The 18,702-nt window shown below is 64.3% G+C and carries 17 protein-coding genes and 1 pseudogene; 14 read left to right on the top strand and 4 right to left on the bottom strand.

Annotated features, from left to right (window positions below):
- On the top strand, nt 1-1,003 hold a 1,003-nt coding region (locus tag A3736_RS00815), incomplete at its 5' end, for a type I restriction-modification enzyme R subunit C-terminal domain-containing protein (protein ID WP_304439408.1).
- Between the two features lie 415 nt (nt 1,004-1,418).
- On the opposite strand, the gene A3736_RS00810 is transcribed toward A3736_RS00815, so the two are convergent.
- Nucleotides 1,419-2,075: a TetR/AcrR family transcriptional regulator gene (locus A3736_RS00810; protein WP_067678009.1), complete on the bottom strand. Its 657-nt coding sequence runs from the start codon at nt 2,073-2,075 to the stop codon at nt 1,419-1,421.
- Nucleotides 2,076-2,144: 69 nt separating this feature from the next.
- Between A3736_RS00810 and A3736_RS00805 the strand changes: the two genes are divergently transcribed.
- Nucleotides 2,145-3,581, top strand: a complete 1,437-nt coding sequence (locus A3736_RS00805) for a DUF1254 domain-containing protein (RefSeq protein ID WP_067677994.1) — start codon at nt 2,145-2,147, stop codon at nt 3,579-3,581.
- 346 nt (nt 3,582-3,927) lie between these two features.
- Here the strand turns inward: A3736_RS00805 and A3736_RS00800 are convergent, their stop codons facing one another.
- The 3 genes from A3736_RS00800 to A3736_RS00790 all read right to left on the bottom strand — a co-directional run bounded on the left by A3736_RS00800 (nt 3,928) and on the right by A3736_RS00790 (nt 6,050).
- Nucleotides 3,928-4,182 (bottom strand): hypothetical protein, encoded by a 255-nt coding sequence (locus A3736_RS00800; RefSeq protein WP_067677991.1) that lies wholly within the window; start codon nt 4,180-4,182, stop codon nt 3,928-3,930.
- A gap of 294 nt (nt 4,183-4,476) precedes the next feature.
- Complete coding sequence (locus A3736_RS00795) at nt 4,477-4,695, bottom strand: hypothetical protein (protein WP_067677988.1); 219 nt, start codon at nt 4,693-4,695, stop codon at nt 4,477-4,479.
- 59 nt (nt 4,696-4,754) lie between these two features.
- Entirely contained in the window at nt 4,755-6,050 is a 1,296-nt protein-coding gene (locus A3736_RS00790) for a sulfotransferase (RefSeq protein WP_233999134.1), read from the bottom strand.
- 160 nt (nt 6,051-6,210) lie between these two features.
- Between A3736_RS00790 and serS the strand changes: the two genes are divergently transcribed.
- The 12 genes and pseudogenes from serS to A3736_RS00730 form a co-directional block, all read left to right on the top strand.
- The gene (serS, locus tag A3736_RS00785) at nt 6,211-7,626 is read left to right on the top strand and encodes a serine--tRNA ligase (RefSeq protein ID WP_067677985.1); all 1,416 of its coding nucleotides are present in this window, start codon (nt 6,211-6,213) and stop codon (nt 7,624-7,626) included.
- Entirely contained in the window at nt 7,623-8,396 is a 774-nt protein-coding gene (gene surE / locus A3736_RS00780; RefSeq protein ID WP_067677982.1) for a 5'/3'-nucleotidase SurE, read from the top strand. The genes serS and surE overlap by 4 nt, the downstream gene beginning before the upstream one ends.
- Nucleotides 8,396-9,493, top strand: coding sequence for a TrkA family potassium uptake protein (locus A3736_RS00775; RefSeq protein ID WP_082851227.1), 1,098 nt, complete (start codon nt 8,396-8,398; stop codon nt 9,491-9,493). The genes surE and A3736_RS00775 overlap by 1 nt, the downstream gene beginning before the upstream one ends.
- Nucleotides 9,494-9,572: 79 nt before the next feature.
- On the top strand, nt 9,573-10,994 hold the full coding sequence (gene rimO, locus A3736_RS00770) for a 30S ribosomal protein S12 methylthiotransferase RimO (protein ID WP_067677979.1): 1,422 nt from the start codon (nt 9,573-9,575) through the stop codon (nt 10,992-10,994).
- Nucleotides 10,995-11,049: 55 nt separating this feature from the next.
- Complete coding sequence (locus A3736_RS00765) at nt 11,050-12,135, top strand: serine hydrolase (RefSeq protein ID WP_197465429.1); 1,086 nt, start codon at nt 11,050-11,052, stop codon at nt 12,133-12,135.
- Between the two features lie 5 nt (nt 12,136-12,140).
- Nucleotides 12,141-12,578, top strand: coding sequence for a secondary thiamine-phosphate synthase enzyme YjbQ (locus A3736_RS00760; RefSeq protein WP_067677976.1), 438 nt, complete (start codon nt 12,141-12,143; stop codon nt 12,576-12,578).
- 23 nt (nt 12,579-12,601) lie between these two features.
- Nucleotides 12,602-13,402, top strand: a complete 801-nt coding sequence (locus A3736_RS00755) for a transglutaminase family protein (protein WP_067677974.1) — start codon at nt 12,602-12,604, stop codon at nt 13,400-13,402.
- A 102-nt stretch (nt 13,403-13,504) separates the two neighbouring features.
- The gene (zwf, locus tag A3736_RS00750; RefSeq protein WP_067677971.1) at nt 13,505-14,947 is read left to right on the top strand and encodes a glucose-6-phosphate dehydrogenase; all 1,443 of its coding nucleotides are present in this window, start codon (nt 13,505-13,507) and stop codon (nt 14,945-14,947) included.
- The gene (gene edd, locus A3736_RS00745; protein WP_067677968.1) at nt 14,937-16,754 is read left to right on the top strand and encodes a phosphogluconate dehydratase; all 1,818 of its coding nucleotides are present in this window, start codon (nt 14,937-14,939) and stop codon (nt 16,752-16,754) included. Before zwf ends, edd begins: the two co-directional genes overlap by 11 nt.
- Nucleotides 16,751-17,734, top strand: a complete 984-nt coding sequence (gene glk / locus A3736_RS00740) for a glucokinase (protein ID WP_067677965.1) — start codon at nt 16,751-16,753, stop codon at nt 17,732-17,734. Before edd ends, glk begins: the two co-directional genes overlap by 4 nt.
- Entirely contained in the window at nt 17,731-18,357 is a 627-nt protein-coding gene (locus A3736_RS00735) for a bifunctional 4-hydroxy-2-oxoglutarate aldolase/2-dehydro-3-deoxy-phosphogluconate aldolase (RefSeq protein ID WP_304439407.1), read from the top strand. Before glk ends, A3736_RS00735 begins: the two co-directional genes overlap by 4 nt.
- Nucleotides 18,354-18,702 (top strand): annotated as a pseudogene (locus A3736_RS00730) (phosphoenolpyruvate carboxylase); the annotation flags it as partial. The gene A3736_RS00735 and the pseudogene A3736_RS00730, both read left to right, overlap by 4 nt.

Here is an 18,702-nt window from a genome sequence, read left to right as displayed (position 1 = left end):
GGACACGCGCGACTACCTTTTCGACGAGGTTGCTGCCATGAACCTCGACAACTTCCTTGTCCGCGCCAAGCGCAAGGAGGTCGAGGAATTCCAGAAGCGCGAAGCATGGAACGACATCGGCTCGAATGAGCGCGAGGTGCTAATCGGCGAGATCGCTGGGCTGCCTTCGGCCCGTGAAGATACTGACATTGCCGCGAAGCAATTCGACTATATCATCCTGAAGGGGCAGCTTGCTCTTCTTCAAAATGATGCGTCGTTCACGCAGTGCCAGGAGAAGGTGATCGCGCTAGCCTCCAAGCTCGAAGAGCTCGGGAATGTTCCGATGGTTTCAGCGCAAATGGACTTGATCCTTGAAGTCCAGACGCCGGATTATTGGGCCGACATCGATGCCTGGGCGGTGGAGCAGATGCGCCGCCAGCTGCGTGCGCTCATGAAGCTCATCGAAGGAGATGAAGCGGTAATCATTTATACCGACTTCGAAGACGAGATGGGTGAGGCAACGCGCATCGACTTGGCTCATGCGAGTATCGGCACTGACAAGCCGCGCTTCTTAATTAAGGTACGCCACTTCCTCAAAGCCCATGCCGATCACATCACGATCCAAAAGCTTCACCGCAACGAGCAGCTGACCCCGCAAGATTTGGCAGAGCTGGAGCGCATCTTGCGCGAAGAAACGGAAGCGAGTGACGCTGACATCGCTGTCATCACAAGTGAAGGTGGCCTCGGCCTGTTCATTCGTTCGCTCATCGGCCTCGATCGTGAGGCTGCGAAGGGGGCGTTTGCCGAGCTACTAGCCGGTCAGAACCTCAATGCGAACCAGATCGAGTTCATCAATTTGATCATTGACCATCTCACCGAACGCGGTGCGATGGATCCGCGCCGGCTATACGAGAGCCCATTCACCGATTTCGATGATCAGGGTGTTAGTGGCGTGTTTCAGCAGGCTGAAGTTCAGCGGATTGTACAAGTGTTGAGCGATGTCAGCAGGCGGGCGGCCGCGTGAGAGAAAGCGTAGGAAACCATGGGCCGGACAAGTTCGCCGGCTCATCCTTATCTCGCAGCTGAATGAACTGACGCGGCACCTGCGTCAAACTCCTGAAGCAACCTCCGAGCCTCGGCTCAAGGCAAATCAATAGTAATTTCCCATAGTTTCGAGTTCCCATGTTCGTCTTCCATGGGGCACCACCACTTCCAATAGGAAAAATTCGGTAGATCCGCTGGAGTTGCCTTAGATTTTACCACAATTTTGGGTCCTGTCTGGGACACATTGGCTGGGACTGTGACCGCGAGCCTTGCGCCGCCCACCCAAACTCCGAATTGCATTCTTCGCCGATCGCCCATTCGTTCGACCAACGCCGCTCTTGAATGCTAGCCTTCTGCAGCCGCGCCAATTCGCAGTGAAATGGTATTCACGCGACCTATCCTTCGCCCCCATTCAACAAGAGCCGCGCCAGAGCCTCGCTCATTCGGCGGGTGATCTCGTCCGTCGGATAAAAGGTCGACAGAGCCGCGAGCGCGGAGGCGACGCGATCGGGCTGGCCGAGCGACAGGTTGAGGATCACGAAGACGATCGTCGGATCTCTGATCGGAACGATGCCTGCGTCGATTCCCTGCTGGATCAGCGGGCGAGCCCCTTCGTACAGGGGCTTGAGCAGTCGTTCCGAGACGATGTCGCTGCGCGGCGGCGGCTCCACGCTGGCACGCGCGACGAAGCCGCGCAGGTCCGGATGGCGCTCGTAATAGCCCGCAGTCATCCCGATCGCGAGCCGCAGCCTTTCGCGCAATGGCGTCTTCGCGTCCTCGGCCATCGCGGTCAGCGCGGCGATATTCGGCGCGAAGGTCTCTGCAAGCAGATCGACGCAGGCGAGCCACAGCCCTTCCTTATTGCCGAAATGGACCGCGACGAGGTTGGGTGCCGCCCCCGCGCGGCTCGCGATCATTCGCACGCTCGCCGCCTCAAATCCATAATCGGCGAAGCACCGCGTTGCCGCACGCAACAGCGCATCGCGCCCCGCGGGAGCATCCGCCGTGCGCCGTCCGCGGCGCGGGGCCGATCCGTCTTGACCTTCGCTCATCATGCTTCATATATGTACGGACGTACATATAATGCCGGGTCAGGTTTTTCGGGCGAAAGGATCATTCTCATGCGTCATGGTATCACCCGCCGCGCCGCGCTTTTCAATCTTCCGGCAGCATCGCTCATCGCATTGCCCGGCTGTGCGCCGATCCAGCCGGACCCGAATTCGCGCGAGGATCAGCTGACCGGCGCGCTCGACGGGACGGTGATCGACGCGTTCTTCTACGCCTTCGGGCCTTACGAGTTTGCGCGTTCGATGCAGGCGCTGTCGGGCCAGATCGACGTCGGCGATACGCTGGTATCCGAAGAGGCGCTGGCCGATGCTGCGAAGCGGGCGGGCGATGATACCAAGGTGCTCATCAACCGCCACATCCACGTGCGCGATCTGGCAGACGAGCGCATCCGCTCGGTTACCGCACCCAATAACAACACGCTCTATACCTCAGCGGTGCTGGAGCTTTCCAAGACTCCGGTGCGCCTGACGCTGCCCAATTCGGGCGACCGCTATCTGTCGGTGGCCTTGATGGACATGTTCACCGACCAGACGATGGTCGGCCACGCCGAGAATGGTGGCAGTGCGGGGACCTACCTTATCGTCGGGCCCGACAGTCCTGTGAAGGACGGCCCCGATGTGATCCGCATGCCGTCGAACGATGTCTGGCTGCTCGCGCGCACTTTCGTGGCCGGGGTCGACGATCTCGATGCCGCGCGAGCGGTGCAGAGCGGGATCGTGGTGGAACCCGTGGACACGGAGGCGAAGCCGCGCCTGTTCAACACGGTCGCCCCGCCCGAAATGGAGCCGCGCAGCTTCCTCGCGCTGACCAACGAAGTGCTCGGCCGTTCACCGAGCCACCCGCAGGTCGCGCGCGCCGCGACGTTTGCGGACAAGGGCATAGTTCCGGGCGACCCGAGCGTATGGGACGGCCTCTCCCTGCGATCGCGCGCGGCCTGGAATGCGTGGCTGCCCCGCTCGCTCGACATGCTGCGCAAGGGCCTCTCGCGCTCGCAGGATAGACCGGGCTGGAATGCGCCGCCGCTGATCCTTGGCGATTACGGGAATAACGACCTGGTCCGCGCCGCCATCGCGTTGATCGGCTTCGGCGCGCTCAAGACGAAGGACGCGCGCTATTTCCGCACCGAGACCGATGCCGCGGGCGATGCGCTGAGCGGCACGTCTTCCTACCGGATGGTGATCCCGCCCGCAGGCGTGCCGGTGAAGGCGTTCTGGTCGCTCAGCGTGTACCAGCCCGATGCCGACGGGCGGCTGTTCTTCTTCGAGGTGCCCATCGACCGGCACTCGATCAATTCGGGCTCGTCCGATCTGGTCAAGCGCCCGGACGGATCGATCGTCCTCCACCTCTCGCGCGAGCGCTCGGAGGAAGAGGACGTGGTCTGGGTGCCGACACCCGAAGGACCGTTCGAAGCTATCTTCCGCACCTATCGCCCCGCAGAGCCGGTGATCGACGACAGCTGGAGCGTGCCGTCGCTGGAAAAGCAGAGATAAAAGTCCCGCCTCTCGACGCACGGAGAGCACGCCATGATTGTCTGCTTCCCGGCCCACAAGCTGCTAGTCGGCAAAGCGCCGATTCCGGGTATTCGCCCCCTCCCCGAGCGTCCCGAAAAGCGCGCCTTAAGCACGGCCTCGCAACTGAGCGAAATGGTCCGACAATGCCTGGAAAGCAGCCATGTTGGTTCTAGGACGGACGCGGCTTTGGCTTCGGCGTGGCTGGCTCGGCTTCGTAGACCAGCCACGTTACCATATGGGCCTGCTTCTCGGACCTTGGGCTGCGTCCCTTTGGCGAAGAAGCGGGGCAGTCGCGATCATCCGGCCACCGCTTGCGCTTCACGGTCTAGAAAAGGCCGTCGTCGTCGTCATCAGCATCGCCGAACAATCCATCGCAAGCATCCTCGACTGGCACGTCCAATTCGGCTCCTCCCGGCACGTGCCGCCGATGGACCTCGCGTTCCTGCGCCATGGAATAACGCCCGGCGATTTCGGAAAGGATCGCGGTAATCGCGTTCAGCGCTTCGGCAGAGGGGGCCGCCTCCTCTCCGTCCGAAGTCCCCTGCGACATCGCAGAAAGGAATTCGCTTGCGACTGTCATGTCGCGCTCGAGCGAAGTGTGACTTTTAGGGGTTCGAGCTTCGATAGTCCCGGAAATAGTAGAAAAATTTATTGGCAAGCAAGGTGTCTTCCAAAGGCTGCCTTCCGAAAACGGCACATCAGCCCCTCGCCCAGGCTCGCAATTGTGCGACAGCCGGGTCGTTTCGCTTCGAGAATTATAGATCATGCATCGGCGGTAGTGCGCAGAGAACTATCCGCGGCCCGGTGGCCGTGGGCCGTGTATCGAAGGTCGGCGCCGAGCCTTTGGTTCGGACCCGGCGCCTGGTTCGTTCATTTACGGCGTCGTGGCGCGGTTGGGGGCCGTGTCTGCACGTTCCGAAAGGCGCTTGGCGGCGTAGCCACCGGCCAGGATCGCCAGCATGCTGGGAAGGCTCAGGCGCGCGATGAGCGAGGTGGCGACCACGCCCAGCGCTGCGCCGGTGGCGCCGCCGACGCCGCTGGTCTGCTTGGCCAATTTGTCGCCCACGAAGGCGCCGATAATCTTGCCGATCATTTCGAATTCTCCTTTGCAGGATTGAACGGTGTATCGGCGGGCCGGTTCCGGATCGCGGTTCAGGCGGAGGCGCTGCGGTTTTCGCGCGGGACGTCGAACGAGCGGACGTAATCGCCCAATTCCTCGTGCACGCGCTCGGGCGTGAGGCCGAACTGTTCCAGGCTGTAGCGGTGGGGACGGCGCTTCAGCGCGTTCGAGCGCTGGATGAAGTCCTCCATGCCCGGCACGGCGGGCTCCATGTCGAGATCGAGGAAACGATAGACCCGCTCCATCGTGCCGCGCCAATCGGCGTCCATCGCCTCGTACTGGACGTCGATCATGCGCTCGGCGGGAATCGCGGCGCGCGCGGCCTGCATCCGCTCGATCTCCAGCCGCGTCTTGCGCAGCCATTCCTCACCGATCGTCTTGGGATCGACGTGGTCGGAATAGATGATCGTCTGGTTCCAGGCGAGGGAGGCGGCGCTACCCACCACCGATTCGGGATCGCGGTGCGTGAAGATCAGGCGCGCATCGGGAAAAACGGTGAGCAGCGCGGGCAGATCGAGCATGTGCTGCGGCGTCTTCAATATCCAGGGCCGGATGCTGGAGACCTGTTGCGACCAGCCGATCAGGCGCAACAGGTCCTTCATGTGGCGATAGGCGGGCGTCGCGTCCTCGCTCTCGCACCAGCGGCCATAGCTTGGCACGTGCCACTGCGCTTCGTGCTTCATCCCCCAGAAGCTGGCGACCAGCAGGCCGAGCTCTTCCTCGGGCTCGTAGGGCCCGGTCGGATGGATCGAGAGCGTGCGCGGATTGGCGAGCCGGGCGACCTTCATGATCCGGCTGGCGAGAACGGGGCGGAAATCTTGCTTTTCGCCCTTCAGCACCTCTTCGAATTCGGGGCGCGGCACCGGACTGATCGTCTCGAAGCTGCGCATATGGCTGAAGCGGTGATCGGCGGCGAGCAGGCGGTGCATTCGCGTGGTGCCGGACCGCATCGGGCCGACGATGACGACCGGCCGCTTCACCGGACGGGCGAGAATTTCGGGATGGCGCGCGAACCACCATTGGGTCAGCAGGCGATCGCGCAGCACGTGATGGAACTGTTTTTCCGCCGCGAGCTTGCCCGCCGGATTGAGGCGCGCTTCGGCGTGGATCGACTGGAGCAGCACGTCGAGCGGGCGTTCGAACCAGGGATCGCCGAAATCGTCGAGCCCGGTGGCCGCGCGCGCTTCGGCCATCAGATGGGCTTTCTCCAGCCGCGGCGGATCGACCAGCCCCAGTCTGCGCCCCGTTTTGACGGCAACGTTCAGACCATCGATGAATCGCGTCCGCTTCGGCGGGTCGCTGGGAAGCGGTTTCGGCGTGGCTTGCAAGTCTGTTCTGCCCAATCTGCTACAATCGTCCGCGACGCATCGCGCCGACCGACCATAGAGCGCACAATGCGCAGCTTCGGCCAAGGTGCCCGCCCCGCCCTCATGCAGGCCAACCGCAGGGTCTGGCAAATCGGATAGGGAGCGGGCATAGGCCCAAGCCATGCACGACATCGCCTTCATCCGTCAGAACCCCGGTGCGTTCGATGCGGGGCTCGCCCGGCGCGGGGCCGAACCGCAAGCGGATCGCATCCTCGCCCTCGACGCGCGCCGCCGCGAAGTGACCACTGCGCTCCAGCAGGCGCAAAGCCGCCGCAACGAAGCCTCCAAGGCCATCGGGCAGGCGATGGGCCAGGGCGACACCGAAAAGGCCGAAGCGCTTAAGGCCGAAGTCGCCGAGATCAAGCAGCGTATGCCGGAAATGGAGGAGCAGGACCGCTCGCTCGCAAGCGAGCTGACTGATCTTCTGGCGCGCCTCCCCAACCTCCCCGCCGAGGATGTGCCCGAAGGCGAGGACGAGGACGGCAATGTCGAAGTGTCGCAATGGGGCGACCGGCGCGAATTCACCTTCGAGCCCAAGGAGCACGCCGATCTCGGCCCGGCGCTCGGCCTGGATTTCGAGACCGGCACCAAGCTGTCCGGCGCGCGCTTTACCTTCCTGCGCGGCGACGTGGCGCGGCTCCATCGCGCGCTGGCGCAGTTCATGTTGGACCGGCAGACGCGTGAGAACGGCTATACCGAGTGCAATCCGCCGGTGCTGGTCAACGATGCCGCGATGTACGGGACCGACAAGCTGCCGAAATTCGCGGAGGACAGTTTTCAGACCTTCATTACTTATGACGACGAAAAAATTCGGGCCGAGGCAAAGGCGAGAGCAACGCGCGAAAAGGAAACGGATCCAGAAAATTTCGCAGACACCGTCGTTCGAGTTAATAGGCTCCTTCGAGAAGAGAATAATACTGACCGCCGCTGGCTCGTCCCGACCTCCGAAGTTCCGCTGACCTATTCGGTCGCAGGCGAGATCCTCGACGATCTGACCGATCCGATCCGCATGACGGCCCACACGCTCTGCTTCCGCTCCGAGGCCGGATCGGCGGGACGCGACACGCGCGGCTTCATTCGCCAGCACCAGTTCGAAAAGGTCGAGCTGGTCAGCATCTGCCGCCCGGACGACAGCGAGGCCGAGCATGAGCGGATGACACGCTGCGCCGAAGGGATCCTCGAAGCGATGAACCTCCCCTATCGCCGCATGCTGCTGTGCAGCGGAGACATGGGCTTCGGCGCGAAGAAGACCTTCGATCTCGAAGTGTGGCTGCCCGGCCAGAACGCCTGGCGCGAGATCAGCTCGTGTTCCAACACCGGCGATTTCCAGGCGCGGCGCATGAACACCCGCTATCGTCCGGAAGGATCGAAGAAGACCGAGTTCGTCCACACGCTCAACGGGTCGGGCCTCGCGGTCGGGCGCACGCTGGTGGCGGTGCTGGAAAATTACCAGGAGGCCGATGGCAGCGTGGTCGTTCCCGAAGCTTTGCTGTCCTATATGGGCGGAGTGTCGCGGGTGGAGGCGCAGAGCCGATGAAAATCCTTCTCACAAATGATGACGGCGTCCACGCCCCCGGCCTCGAAGTGCTGGAAGCGATCGCGCGCGAATTCAGCGACGATATCTGGATCTGCGCGCCGGACGAGGAACAGTCGGGCATGGGCCACGCCCTCACGCTGACCCGGCCCGTGCGGCTGCGCCAATATGGCGAGCGGCGCTTCGCCGTGACCGGCACGCCCACCGATTCCGTCACCATGGGCCTGCGCAATGTGATCGACGGCGTGCCCGACCTGATCCTGTCCGGCGTCAATCGCGGTGCCAATCTGGGCGACGACATCACTTATTCGGGCACCGTGTCCGCCGCCATTGAAGGCGCGCTGGCGGGCGTCCGCTCGATCGCGATGAGCCAGGTGCTGGGTCCTGTCAGGGGTCGCGAGGACGGTTCGCGCGAGGATTATTTCGCTGCGGCGCGCGCCTGGGGGGCCAAGGTGCTCGCCCCCCTGCTCGACACGTCCCTGCCCGATCGCACGCTGGTCAATGTCAATTTCCCCGCCCTTGCCCCCGATGCGATCAAGGGCATCCGCGCGGTGCGGCAGGGCTTTCACGATTATTCGCGCGGCACAGTGGTCGAAGGGCGCGATCCGCGCGGGTTCAAATATTACTGGTTCGGATTGGAAGCGATCGAGCATACGCTGGACCACGGCACCGATCTCGAAGCCATCGACGAAGGCTATATCGCGGTCACGCCGCTCCAGCTCGATCTGACGCACCACGCCTCGCTCGGCGCATTGGCGGACCGGTTCGCGTAATGAGCGCGGACAAGCAGGTCGACCGGATCGTGCAGCAGCGCAAGCCGCGCGCCTATCGCGGCCCGCGCCATAAGCCGCTGCGCCGCGCCGTGAAGCTGCCCGTCTGGGGCGATCTCGGCATCCGGCTGGGCCTGGCCCTGCTCCTCATCGCCATCGTGGTCATGATCCACTGGTGGGACCGCGAAGGGCTGGTCGATAATCTCGACGGCGAGGTCAGCTTCCTCGACGTGATCTATTTCACCATGATCTCGATCACCACTACCGGGTTCGGCGATATCGCGCCGATTTCGGACCGGGCGCGGCTGGTCGAGGCGGTCATCGTGACCCCGATCCGCTTCGCCGTCTTCTTCATCTTCGTGGGCACCGCCTACAATTTCATCATCAAGCGCAGCTGGGAGAAATGGCGCATGGCCCGCCTCCAGGAGCAATTGTCGCAACATATCGTGGTGCTGGGCTTCGGCATTTCCGGATCGCAGGCGGTCGACGAACTGATCGAGCGCGGCACCGACCCGAGCTGCATCGTCGTGATCGACCCCAGCGAAGACCGGCTGCACGATGCCGAATCGCTGGGCTGCAACGTGATGGCGGCGGACGCCACGCGGGACGAGACGCTGAAGGCGGTGCACATCAACCAGGCGGCGAACGTGCTGGTTTCCGCCGGGCGCGACGACACTTCGATCCTGATCGTCCTGACCGTGCGCGCGCTGGCACCCTACGTGCCGATCAGCGTTGTGGTCCGCGCAGACGACAACGAATCGCTCGCGCGGCAGGCTGGGGCGAACATCGTCATCAACCCCGTGCGCTTCACCGGCCTGCTGCTGGCCGGCAGCGCCAAGGGCGAACATATCAGCGAATATCTCTCCGACCTCGCCAGCGTTTCGGGCCGCGTCCATCTGGTCGAACGCAAGGTGACCGAAGACGAATGCGGCAAGTCGATCGGCGAATTGTCGAGCGGCGGGCGAGGCCTGCGCGTTTATCGCAACGGACAGGCGCTGGGTTTCTGGGAAACCGAATGCCAGGCCCTGCAGACCGGAGACGTGATCGTGGAAATCGTGCCCACGCCCAATGGCGAGAAAAAGGGCGACGGCGCGGACTGAAACGGCCCGCATTGCGCCGACGGTGGCGCCCGGCGCGCTAAGGGTGTAGGGGCGCGCCGGAAAAACCCCGGACACTGCCATGAACACCCCCAACTCCACGGCCATTCCCGACCAGAAGAAAGTCGGCATGGTCTCGCTCGGCTGCCCCAAGGCGCTGGTCGATTCCGAACGCATCCTCACGCGCCTGCGCGCCGATGGCTACGCGATGAGCCCGGATTATGCGGGCGCCGATGTGGTGCTCGTCAACACATGCGGATTCCTCGACAGCGCCAAGGAGGAAAGCCTTCAGGCGATCGGAGAGGCGATTGCGGAAAACGGCCGCGTGATCGTGACGGGTTGCATGGGCGAAGAAGCCGATGCGATCCGCGCGGCGCACCCGCAAGTGCTCGCGGTGACGGGCGCGCATCAATACGAGCAGGTTGTGGACGCGGTGCACACCTTTGCACCGCCGTCGCAGGGGCCTTTCGTCGATCTCATCCCGCAGCCGGATGCGCTGAAGCAGCGAAGCGATAGCGCGAATGAATACGTGAAATTAACGCCGCGTCACTACAGTTACCTCAAGATTTCAGAGGGTTGCAATCATTCCTGCGCCTTCTGCATCATCCCCGACCTGCGCGGCAAGCTCGCCAGCCGGCGCATCGACGCGGTGCTGCGCGAAGCGGAAAAGCTGGTCGCCGCGGGCACGAAAGAGCTGTTGGTGATCAGCCAGGACACCAGCGCCTATGGCGTCGATACGCGCCACGAACCGCGCGACTGGAAAGGCCGCGAGGTCCGCGCCCACATGACCGATCTCGCCCGCGAACTGGGCGGTTTGCGCACCTCAGACGGCGCTCCGCCCTGGGTGCGGCTGCATTACGTCTATCCCTATCCCCATGTCGATCAGGTCATCCCCCTGATGGCAGAGGGTCTGCTGACGCCCTATCTCGACATTCCGTTCCAGCACGCCGCGCCCTCGGTCCTGAAGCGCATGAAGCGCCCGGCGAACGAGGCGAAGGTGCTGGAAAGATTGAAGAACTGGCGCGCGATCTGCCCCGATATCGCGATCCGCTCCAGCTTCGTGGTCGGCTTCCCCGGCGAGACGGAGGACGATTTCCGCTATCTCCTCGACTGGCTGGAAGAAGCGCAGCTCGACCGGGTCGGCGGCTTCCGCTTCGAACCGGTCGAAGGCGCACAGGCCAATGCGCTGCCCGATCAGGTGCCCGAGGCCATCAAGGAAGAGCGCTATGCCCGCCTGATGGAAGTGACCGAGCGCATCTCCACCGCCAAGCTCCAGGCGAAGATCGGCAAGGTTCTCAAGGTGATCATCGACGAAGTCGGCGCGCCGGACGAGGATGGCGATATCGGCGCCACCGGCCGCAGCCAGGCCGATGCACCGGAGATCGACGGGCAGGTGTTCCTGCGCGATGTCGGCGCGGACGTGGCGCCCGGCGACATCGTCGACGTCGCGATCGAGGATGCCGACGCGCACGACCTGTACGGAGTGCCGGCGACGCGCCGCTAGAACCTTCGGGACCGTTCAGCGTGGATCAGGCGTTCATGCGCTAATGCGCGCAGTCATGAAGCCTTTTCCCGCCTTTCTCCTCGCCGTTCTCGCCGCCTGCGGGACCGCGAATGCTCCACCTAGCGAGGGGCCGCGCGAAGGGAATTCGACCGTCAACGGCCAGGCGCCGGTCGCGACCACGGGTCTCGACGCCACGCGCATGCAGGCCGCGATCGCGCAAGCGGAACGCCTCGGGCCACTCAACGCCATGGTCGTCATGCGCGACGGAGAGACGCTTTACGAAAGCACTTTCAACGACGGCCCGCCTTTGTCGCGCGCGGTGAATATCAAATCCGCCTCCAAATCCGTGTTGTCCGCTTTGGTCGGTATCGCGATCGAACGCGGCGTTCTGGAAGGGGTGGACCAGCGGGTGGTCGACGTGCTCGGCCCCGAGGCCGCCGCCAACTCCGATCCGCGCATTAACGATCTCACCGTCGGCCATCTGCTGTCGATGCAGGCTGGACTCGAACGCACGTCCGGCGCGAATTACGGCGCGTGGGTTTCCAGCAGCAATTGGGTACGCGATGCGCTGTCCCGCCCCTTCGTGGCCGACCCGGGCGAGCGGATGCAGTATTCGACCGGGAGCAGCCATATCCTGTCCGCCATGCTGACTCGCGCTTCGGGCCGTTCCACGCTCGAGCTTGCGCGCGAATGGCTGGGCGAACCACTGGGGATCGAGATTCCGGAATGGCTTGCCGATCCGCAGGGTATCTATTTCGGCGGCAACGATATGCGGCTGACTCCAAGCGATCTCGCTCGTTTCGGCGAGCTTTACCGGCTGGGTGGAGAAATCGACGGCCAGCGGATCGTGCCCTCCGACTGGATCGAGGAGAGCTGGACGCCGCGCACCCGCTCGCCCTGGAGCGGAGAGAGTTATGGCTACAATTGGTTCCTGAGCCAAGCGGGCGAATATGCCGTCAATTACGGCTGGGGTTATGGGGGGCAGATGGTCTTCGTCGTGCCGGAACTTGACCTGACCGTGGTCATGACGTCGGATATCGATGTCGAACGGGGCAGCGACCATATCGGCGATCTGCGTGCATTGCTGCGCGATCATATCGTCCCGGCAGCCGCGGCAGGCGGCGATTTCACGCAAAGCTAGGCCCGATGCACTGCACCACGATCCTCACTGTCGATACGCCCGGCCGCGCGATGCTGGAGATCACGGGCGACGTCACGGACTGGGTGAGCGGCTCGGGTGTCATTGAAGGGCTTCTGACGGTCTTCTGCCGTCATACTTCGGCCAGCCTCGTCATTCAGGAGAATGCGGCTCGCGCAGTCCGCTCCGATTTTCTCGCCTGGCTGGACCGCATCGCGCCTGAAGGCCCCGATTACGACCACGACGATGAGGGGCCGGACGATATGCCCGCCCATCTCAAGATGGCGCTGACGGGCGTTTCCTTGGCAGTTCCGGTGGTGGGCGGTCGTCTGGCGCTCGGCACATGGCAGGGCATCTTTCTCGTCGAACACCGGGCCCGGCCGCATACTCGCGAGATCGCGCTCCATCTTTCCGGCGATCGACCGGACGAATTAGCGAAACCCTAATCCCCCTCACGCGTAAGGAGAGCGTGAGTATCTCCATCCATACCCGTTTCGCGTTCTGCCTCGACCGGCCGACCGACGTCCTCCTCCAGTTCGAGGCGGCGGAGATTCCGGAACACGAGATCCTGTCGAGCACGCTCGACATGACCGCGGCCGAGCATCGCGCGCATGTTCCCGCTCAGGACGATATCGGCACGCGCATCTGGATCCGCGCCGAGGGCGATTTCGAAGTCGATTACCGCGCCGAGGTTCGCCCCTGCCGCCAACTGGCCAAGCTCGAAACGCTCCAGCCCATCCTGCCGCACGACATGCCGGGCGAAGCGGTGCAGTATCTGTTCGATTCCCGGTACTGCCCGGCGGACAAATTCCAGAACTTCGTCGAGGCGGAGTTCGGCGGCACGACCGGGGGCGCGCGGATCGCGGCGATCAGGGACTGGATCGAGGCCAATTTCTCTTATCAACCCGGCGTCAGCGATGCGCGCACCGACGCGCTCGACAGTTTCGTGGAACGGCGCGGCATCTGTCGCGATTACGCCCATGTCCTCGTCACGATGGCCCGCGCAAGCACGATCCCCGCGCGCTATGTCGCGTGTTACGCCCCCGGGGTACAGCCGCCCGACTTTCACGCCATCGCCGAAGTGTTCCTGTCCGATCCCGAAACCGAAGGCGGCGGGACCTGGCAATTGGTCGATGCGACCGGAATGGCCGATCCGGCGGAAACGGTGAAGATCGGCGTCGGGCGCGATGCCGCCGATGTCAGCTTCCTGACCAGCTTCGGTCCCAACCAGTTCCGGCGCAGTTCGGTCGAGGTTTCGCGCACGACTTGAAGACAGGCTCTCGGATCGGGGTGATGAATATGTATGCGACGTGCTGGTCTCGCGCGAGCCAGACTGATAGCCCGGCGACACAAAATCAGGGGAGACGAGAGAATGGGCTTCACGGCTGACCGGCTGCTTCTGTTCGGAGCCACCGGCGACCTGTCGCAACGCATGCTCCTGCCGTCGCTGTGCGCGCTGCATGCGGACGATCTGCTGGCACCCGATCTCAAGATCGTCGGCACCGCAAGATCCGAGATGACGACGGCGGAGTTTCGCAATTTCGCCCGCGAGGCGCTGGAAAAGCATTTGCCCGCCGGGCGACGCGGCGGCGTCGGCACATTCCTCAACCGGCTGACCTACGAAGCCGTCGATGCGACGACGCAGGACGGATACGATCGCCTGGCGAGCCAGGTCGATGGCGATCGCGAAGGACTGGCGATCTTCCTGTCGACTGCGCCCAGCCTGTTCCAGCCGACCATTTCCGGGCTCGCGCAAGCGGGGCTGACGGGCGAGCGAGTGCGGATCGGGCTGGAAAAGCCGCTCGGCACCGATCTCGCCTCAAGCCAGGAAATCAACGATGCGGTTGCGGCCGAATTCAGCGAGAACCGGATCTACCGGATCGATCATTATCTCGGCAAGGAAACGGTGCAGAACCTCCTCGCCCTGCGTTTCGGCAACATCCTGTTCGAACCGGTGTGGAATTCCAATTATATCGACCACGTCCAGATCACGGTGGCGGAGACGGTCGGGCTGGAATCGCGCGTCGCCTATTACGACGACAGCGGCGCCCTGCGCGACATGGTGCAGAACCACATGCTGCAACTCTTGGCGCTCGTTGCGATGGAGCCGCCGACCAGCTTCGACGCGACCGCCGTGCGCGACGAGAAGGTCAAGGTGCTGCGCGCCCTGCGCCCGGTCGCGCCCGACGACACGGTGACCGGCCAGTACCGCGCGGGCGCGGTCGGCGGGCAGGCGGTGCCCGGCTATGACGAAGAATTGGGCAAACCGTCCGACACCGAAACCTTCGTCGCGATAAAGGCGCATGTCGACAATTGGCGCTGGAAGGGCGTGCCCTTCTACCTGCGCACTGGCAAGCGCCTGCCCGAACGCGTGACCGAAATCGTAGTCCAGTTCCGCTGCATCCCGCATTCGATCTTCGCCGGGCGCGGCGCAAAGACGTTGCCCAACCGCCTCGTAATCGGAATCCAGCCCGAAGAAAACATCCAGTTTTCGCTGATGGCGAAAGTGCCCGGCCTAGACCGCGAAGGGCTGCGCCTGCGCCAAGTCCCGCTCGACGTGACGATGCCGCACGCCTTTTCCGACAAGGTGCGCCGGATCGCCTACGAACGCCTGCTTCTGGATCTCATTGAAGGCGATCAGACGTTGTTTGTGCGGCGGGACGAGGTCGAGGCGCAATGGGAATGGATCGACGCGATCCGCGCAAGCTGGGAAGAAGGCGGCGAACAGCCCAAGACCTACACATCCGGGAGCTGGGGCCCCAGCGCCGCAATCGCCCTTACCGAACGCGACGGAGTGAGCTGGCATGACGAATAAGCCGCTGAACAACACCATCCACCGCGTGACGCAGCGCGTGATCGACAATTCGCGTGATGGCCGCCGCCGCTATCTCGATCTGATGGACCGCGAGGCGGATCGCCAGCCCGATCGCACGCAGGTTTCGTGTTCCAACCTCGCCCACGCCTATGCCGGCGTTCCCGAAGACCAGAGCGCGCTGACCGCTGCCAAGGGCCCCAATATCGGCATCGTAACCGCCTATAACGACATGCTGTCGGCCCATCAGCCCTATGGCCGCTATCCCGAGAAGATGAAGATCTGGGCGCGCGAGGTCGGCGCCACGGCGCAGGTCGCGGGCGGAACTCCGGCGATGTGCGACGGGGTGACGCAGGGCGAGGACGGGATGGAGCTGTCGCTGTTCAGCCGCGACGTTATCGCGCTCAGCACCGGAGTGGCTCTCAGCCACCAGATGTATGACGGCATGGCCCTGCTCGGTATTTGCGACAAGATCGTGCCCGGCCTGATGATCGGGGCGCTGCGCTTCGGCCATCTGCCCGCGATCTTCGTGCCCAGCGGCCCGATGCCGAGTGGGATCCCGAACAAGCAGAAACAGGCCGTGCGCCAGCTCTATGCGGAGGGCAAGGCGGACCGGGCGCAATTGCTCGAAAGCGAGATCGCCAGCTATCACTCGCCCGGCACCTGCACGTTTTACGGCACCGCCAATTCCAACCAGATGATGATGGAGATGATGGGTCTCCACGTGCCCGGCGCGGCATTCGTGCCGCCGGGTGTCTCGCTGCGCCAGCAGGTTACGCGCGCTGCGGTGCACCGCCTGGCGGCAATGGAGCGCGAAGGAGACGATTACCGTCCGATGGCGAAGGTCGTCGACGAAAAGGCAATCGTCAACGCGGCGATCGGCCTACTCGCGACCGGCGGATCGACCAATCACGCGATCCATATCCCGGCAATGGCGCGGGCGGCGGGGATCGCCTTCGACTGGACCGATCTCGCCGAACTGAGCCGTGTCGTGCCCCTGGTCGCGCGGGTCTATCCCAATGGATCGGGCGATGTGAACCATTTCCACGCCGCGGGCGGCATGGCCTATGTGATCGGCACGCTGCTCGACGACGGGCTGGCGCATGGCGACATCCTGACCGTTTGGGATGGCGGGTTCGAAGCCTATGCCAGGGAACCGGTGGAGGCCGAAGACGGCCTCGAATGGCGCGATCCGGGCGACAGCGGCGATGCCGAAATGTTGCGCCCCGCCAGCGATCCGTTCCAGGCCGATGGCGGGATGCGGCTGGTGGAAGGCAATCTCGGCCGCGCCTGCTTCAAATCCTCCGCCGTGGAGCGCGAACGCTGGACGGTGGAGGCGCCCTGTCGCGTCTTCGAAACACAGCACGCGGTCAGCCAAGCTTTCTCCAAGGGTGAACTCGACCGCGACGTGGTCGTGGTCGTGCGCTTCCAGGGCCCGCGCGCCAACGGCATGCCCGAATTGCACAAGCTCACGCCCGCGCTCGGCGTGTTGCAGGATCGCGGTTATCGCGTGGCGCTGGTCACGGACGGGCGCATGTCCGGCGCCAGCGGCAAGGTACCCGCGGCGATCCACTGCACGCCCGAAGCGCTCGGCGGTGGGCCGCTGTCGCGCCTGCGCGATGGCGACATGGTCCGCGTCTGTGCCGAGACCGGCGAATTGTCGACCACTGCCGATCTGTCGGGCCGCGAGCCCGCTCCGCATACCGACGATCAGGTCGGCGTCGGGCGCGAACTCTTCGCCATGTTCCGCATGAACGCCGATGGGGCCGAACAGGGAGGATCGTCGATGCTGGCGATGGCTGGATTATGACCGATCTCGTAGCCGTGGATATCGGCGGGACTCATGCCCGCTTCGTGATCGCCAGCGTGGCGGAAGATGGCTCGATCTCGCTTGGCGAGCCCGAAACGCTCCACACCAAGGACCATGCCAGCTTCCAGACCGCGTGGGAGGATTTCCGCGAACGGTGCGGCGGGTCGCTGCCGCCGCGCGCGGCCTTGTCCGTGGCGGGGCCGGTCGGCGGCGAAGTGATCCGCTTCACCAACAATCCCTGGATCATCCGCCCGTCGCTGATGCAGTCCAAGCTGGGCGTCGATCAGTTCACCATCGTCAACGATTTCGCCGCCGTCGCCCATGCGGTGGCGCGCGCGCCCGACGATCAGTTCCTGCACATTACCGGCCCCGATCGCCCGTTGGCGAGCGAAGGCACGATCAGCCTGATCGGCCCCGGCACCGGCCTCGGCGTCGCGCATCTCTGGCGCTCGGGCAGCGAATATCGCGTCACCGCGACCGAGGGCGGACATATCGATTTCGCACCCCTCGATTCGATCGAGGATGCGATCCTCGCCCGGCTGCGCAAATCGCACAACCGCGTCTCGATCGAACGCGTCGTCTCCGGCCCCGCCATCGGCCCGATCCGCCAGACCCTCGCGGCGATGGAAGGCCGTCCGGTCACGGAAGAGGACGATGTGACACTCTGGACACGCGGGATGGAGGACAGGGACAGCCTGGCCGCCGCTGCCGTCGATCGCTTCTGCCTCTCGCTCGGCAGCGTGGCGGGCGATATCGCCCTGGCGCAGGGCGGGTTCGGCGGCGTCGTGATCGCAGGCGGGCTCGGCTATCGCCTGCGCGACCATCTGCCGCGTTCGGGCTTTGCCGAACGCTTCCGCGCCAAGGGGCGCTTTTCCGAATTGATGGCGGACATTCCCGTCAAGCTGATCGTCCACCCCCAGCCCGGCCTGTTCGGTGCCGCCGCGGCCTTTGCCAAACAGCATTTGGAGACCGTTTCGTGATCTCATCCGACCGCACAATCGCCGATATCATGCGCCTCGCCCCGGTCGTCCCCGTGATCGTGGCGGACGATGTGGAGCATGCCGTCCCCCTCGCCCAAGCGCTCGTCGCAGGCGGATTGCGCGCGCTGGAAGTGACGCTGCGCACTCCCGTCGCGCTCGACGCGATCCGCGCGATGAAGCAGGTCGATGGCGCAGTGGTCGGCGCGGGCACGGTGACCAATCAGGAAGATCTCGCCGCGGTGATCGAAGCGGGCGCGGAATTCGTCGTCTCGCCGGGGCTTACCGAACCGCTGGTCAAGGCGGCGGCGCGCGAGCGCGTTCCCTTCCTGCCCGGCATCGCGAACGCAGGCGATATCATGCGCGGGCTCGATCTGGGGCTCGACCATTTCAAGTTCTTCCCGGCCGAAGCATCGGGCGGCCTCCCCGCCCTCAAAGCCCTTGCCGCGCCGTTCCATCAGGTGCGCTTCTGCCCGACCGGCGGGATCGGGCCCGACAATGCCAAAGACTGGCTCGCTTTCGATCCCGTCCTGTGCGTCGGCGGCAGCTGGGTCGCCCCGCGCGGCAAGCCCGATACGCAGAAGATAGCGGCCATGGCCCGCGAGGCGGCGGAGCTTTCGGCATGAGCATCGCATTGAAAACCGTCGCCGATCTGGTCTCTCGCCTGCGCGAACTGCATCGCCGCACGCAGGAGACCCCGCTGTTCAATCCGGTGTTCCAGCTCTCGCTCGACCTGTCGCGCGCCATTGAGGCGGGCGAATTGTCGCTCGACGAGTGCGAGGTGCTGCTGGGCGAACTCGAATGCGAATCGATCAAGAGCCGCGCCGGGCGGCTGCGCACGCTGGTCGCACCCGTCACGCCCGAGGCGAATGACGACGCCTTGAAGGGCGACAGCGCCGATTTCGCTGCCTTTCGCGAGCGGTGGGAGAACCCCGCCCTCCACGCCGTGTTCACGGCCCACCCCACCTTCC

Source organism: Erythrobacter sp. HI0063, from assembly GCF_001635685.1.
Lineage (GTDB): Bacteria > Pseudomonadota > Alphaproteobacteria > Sphingomonadales > Sphingomonadaceae > Qipengyuania.
The sequence above is the reverse complement of the archived record's forward strand: the minus strand, read 5'-3'. Positions and strand labels throughout refer to the sequence as shown.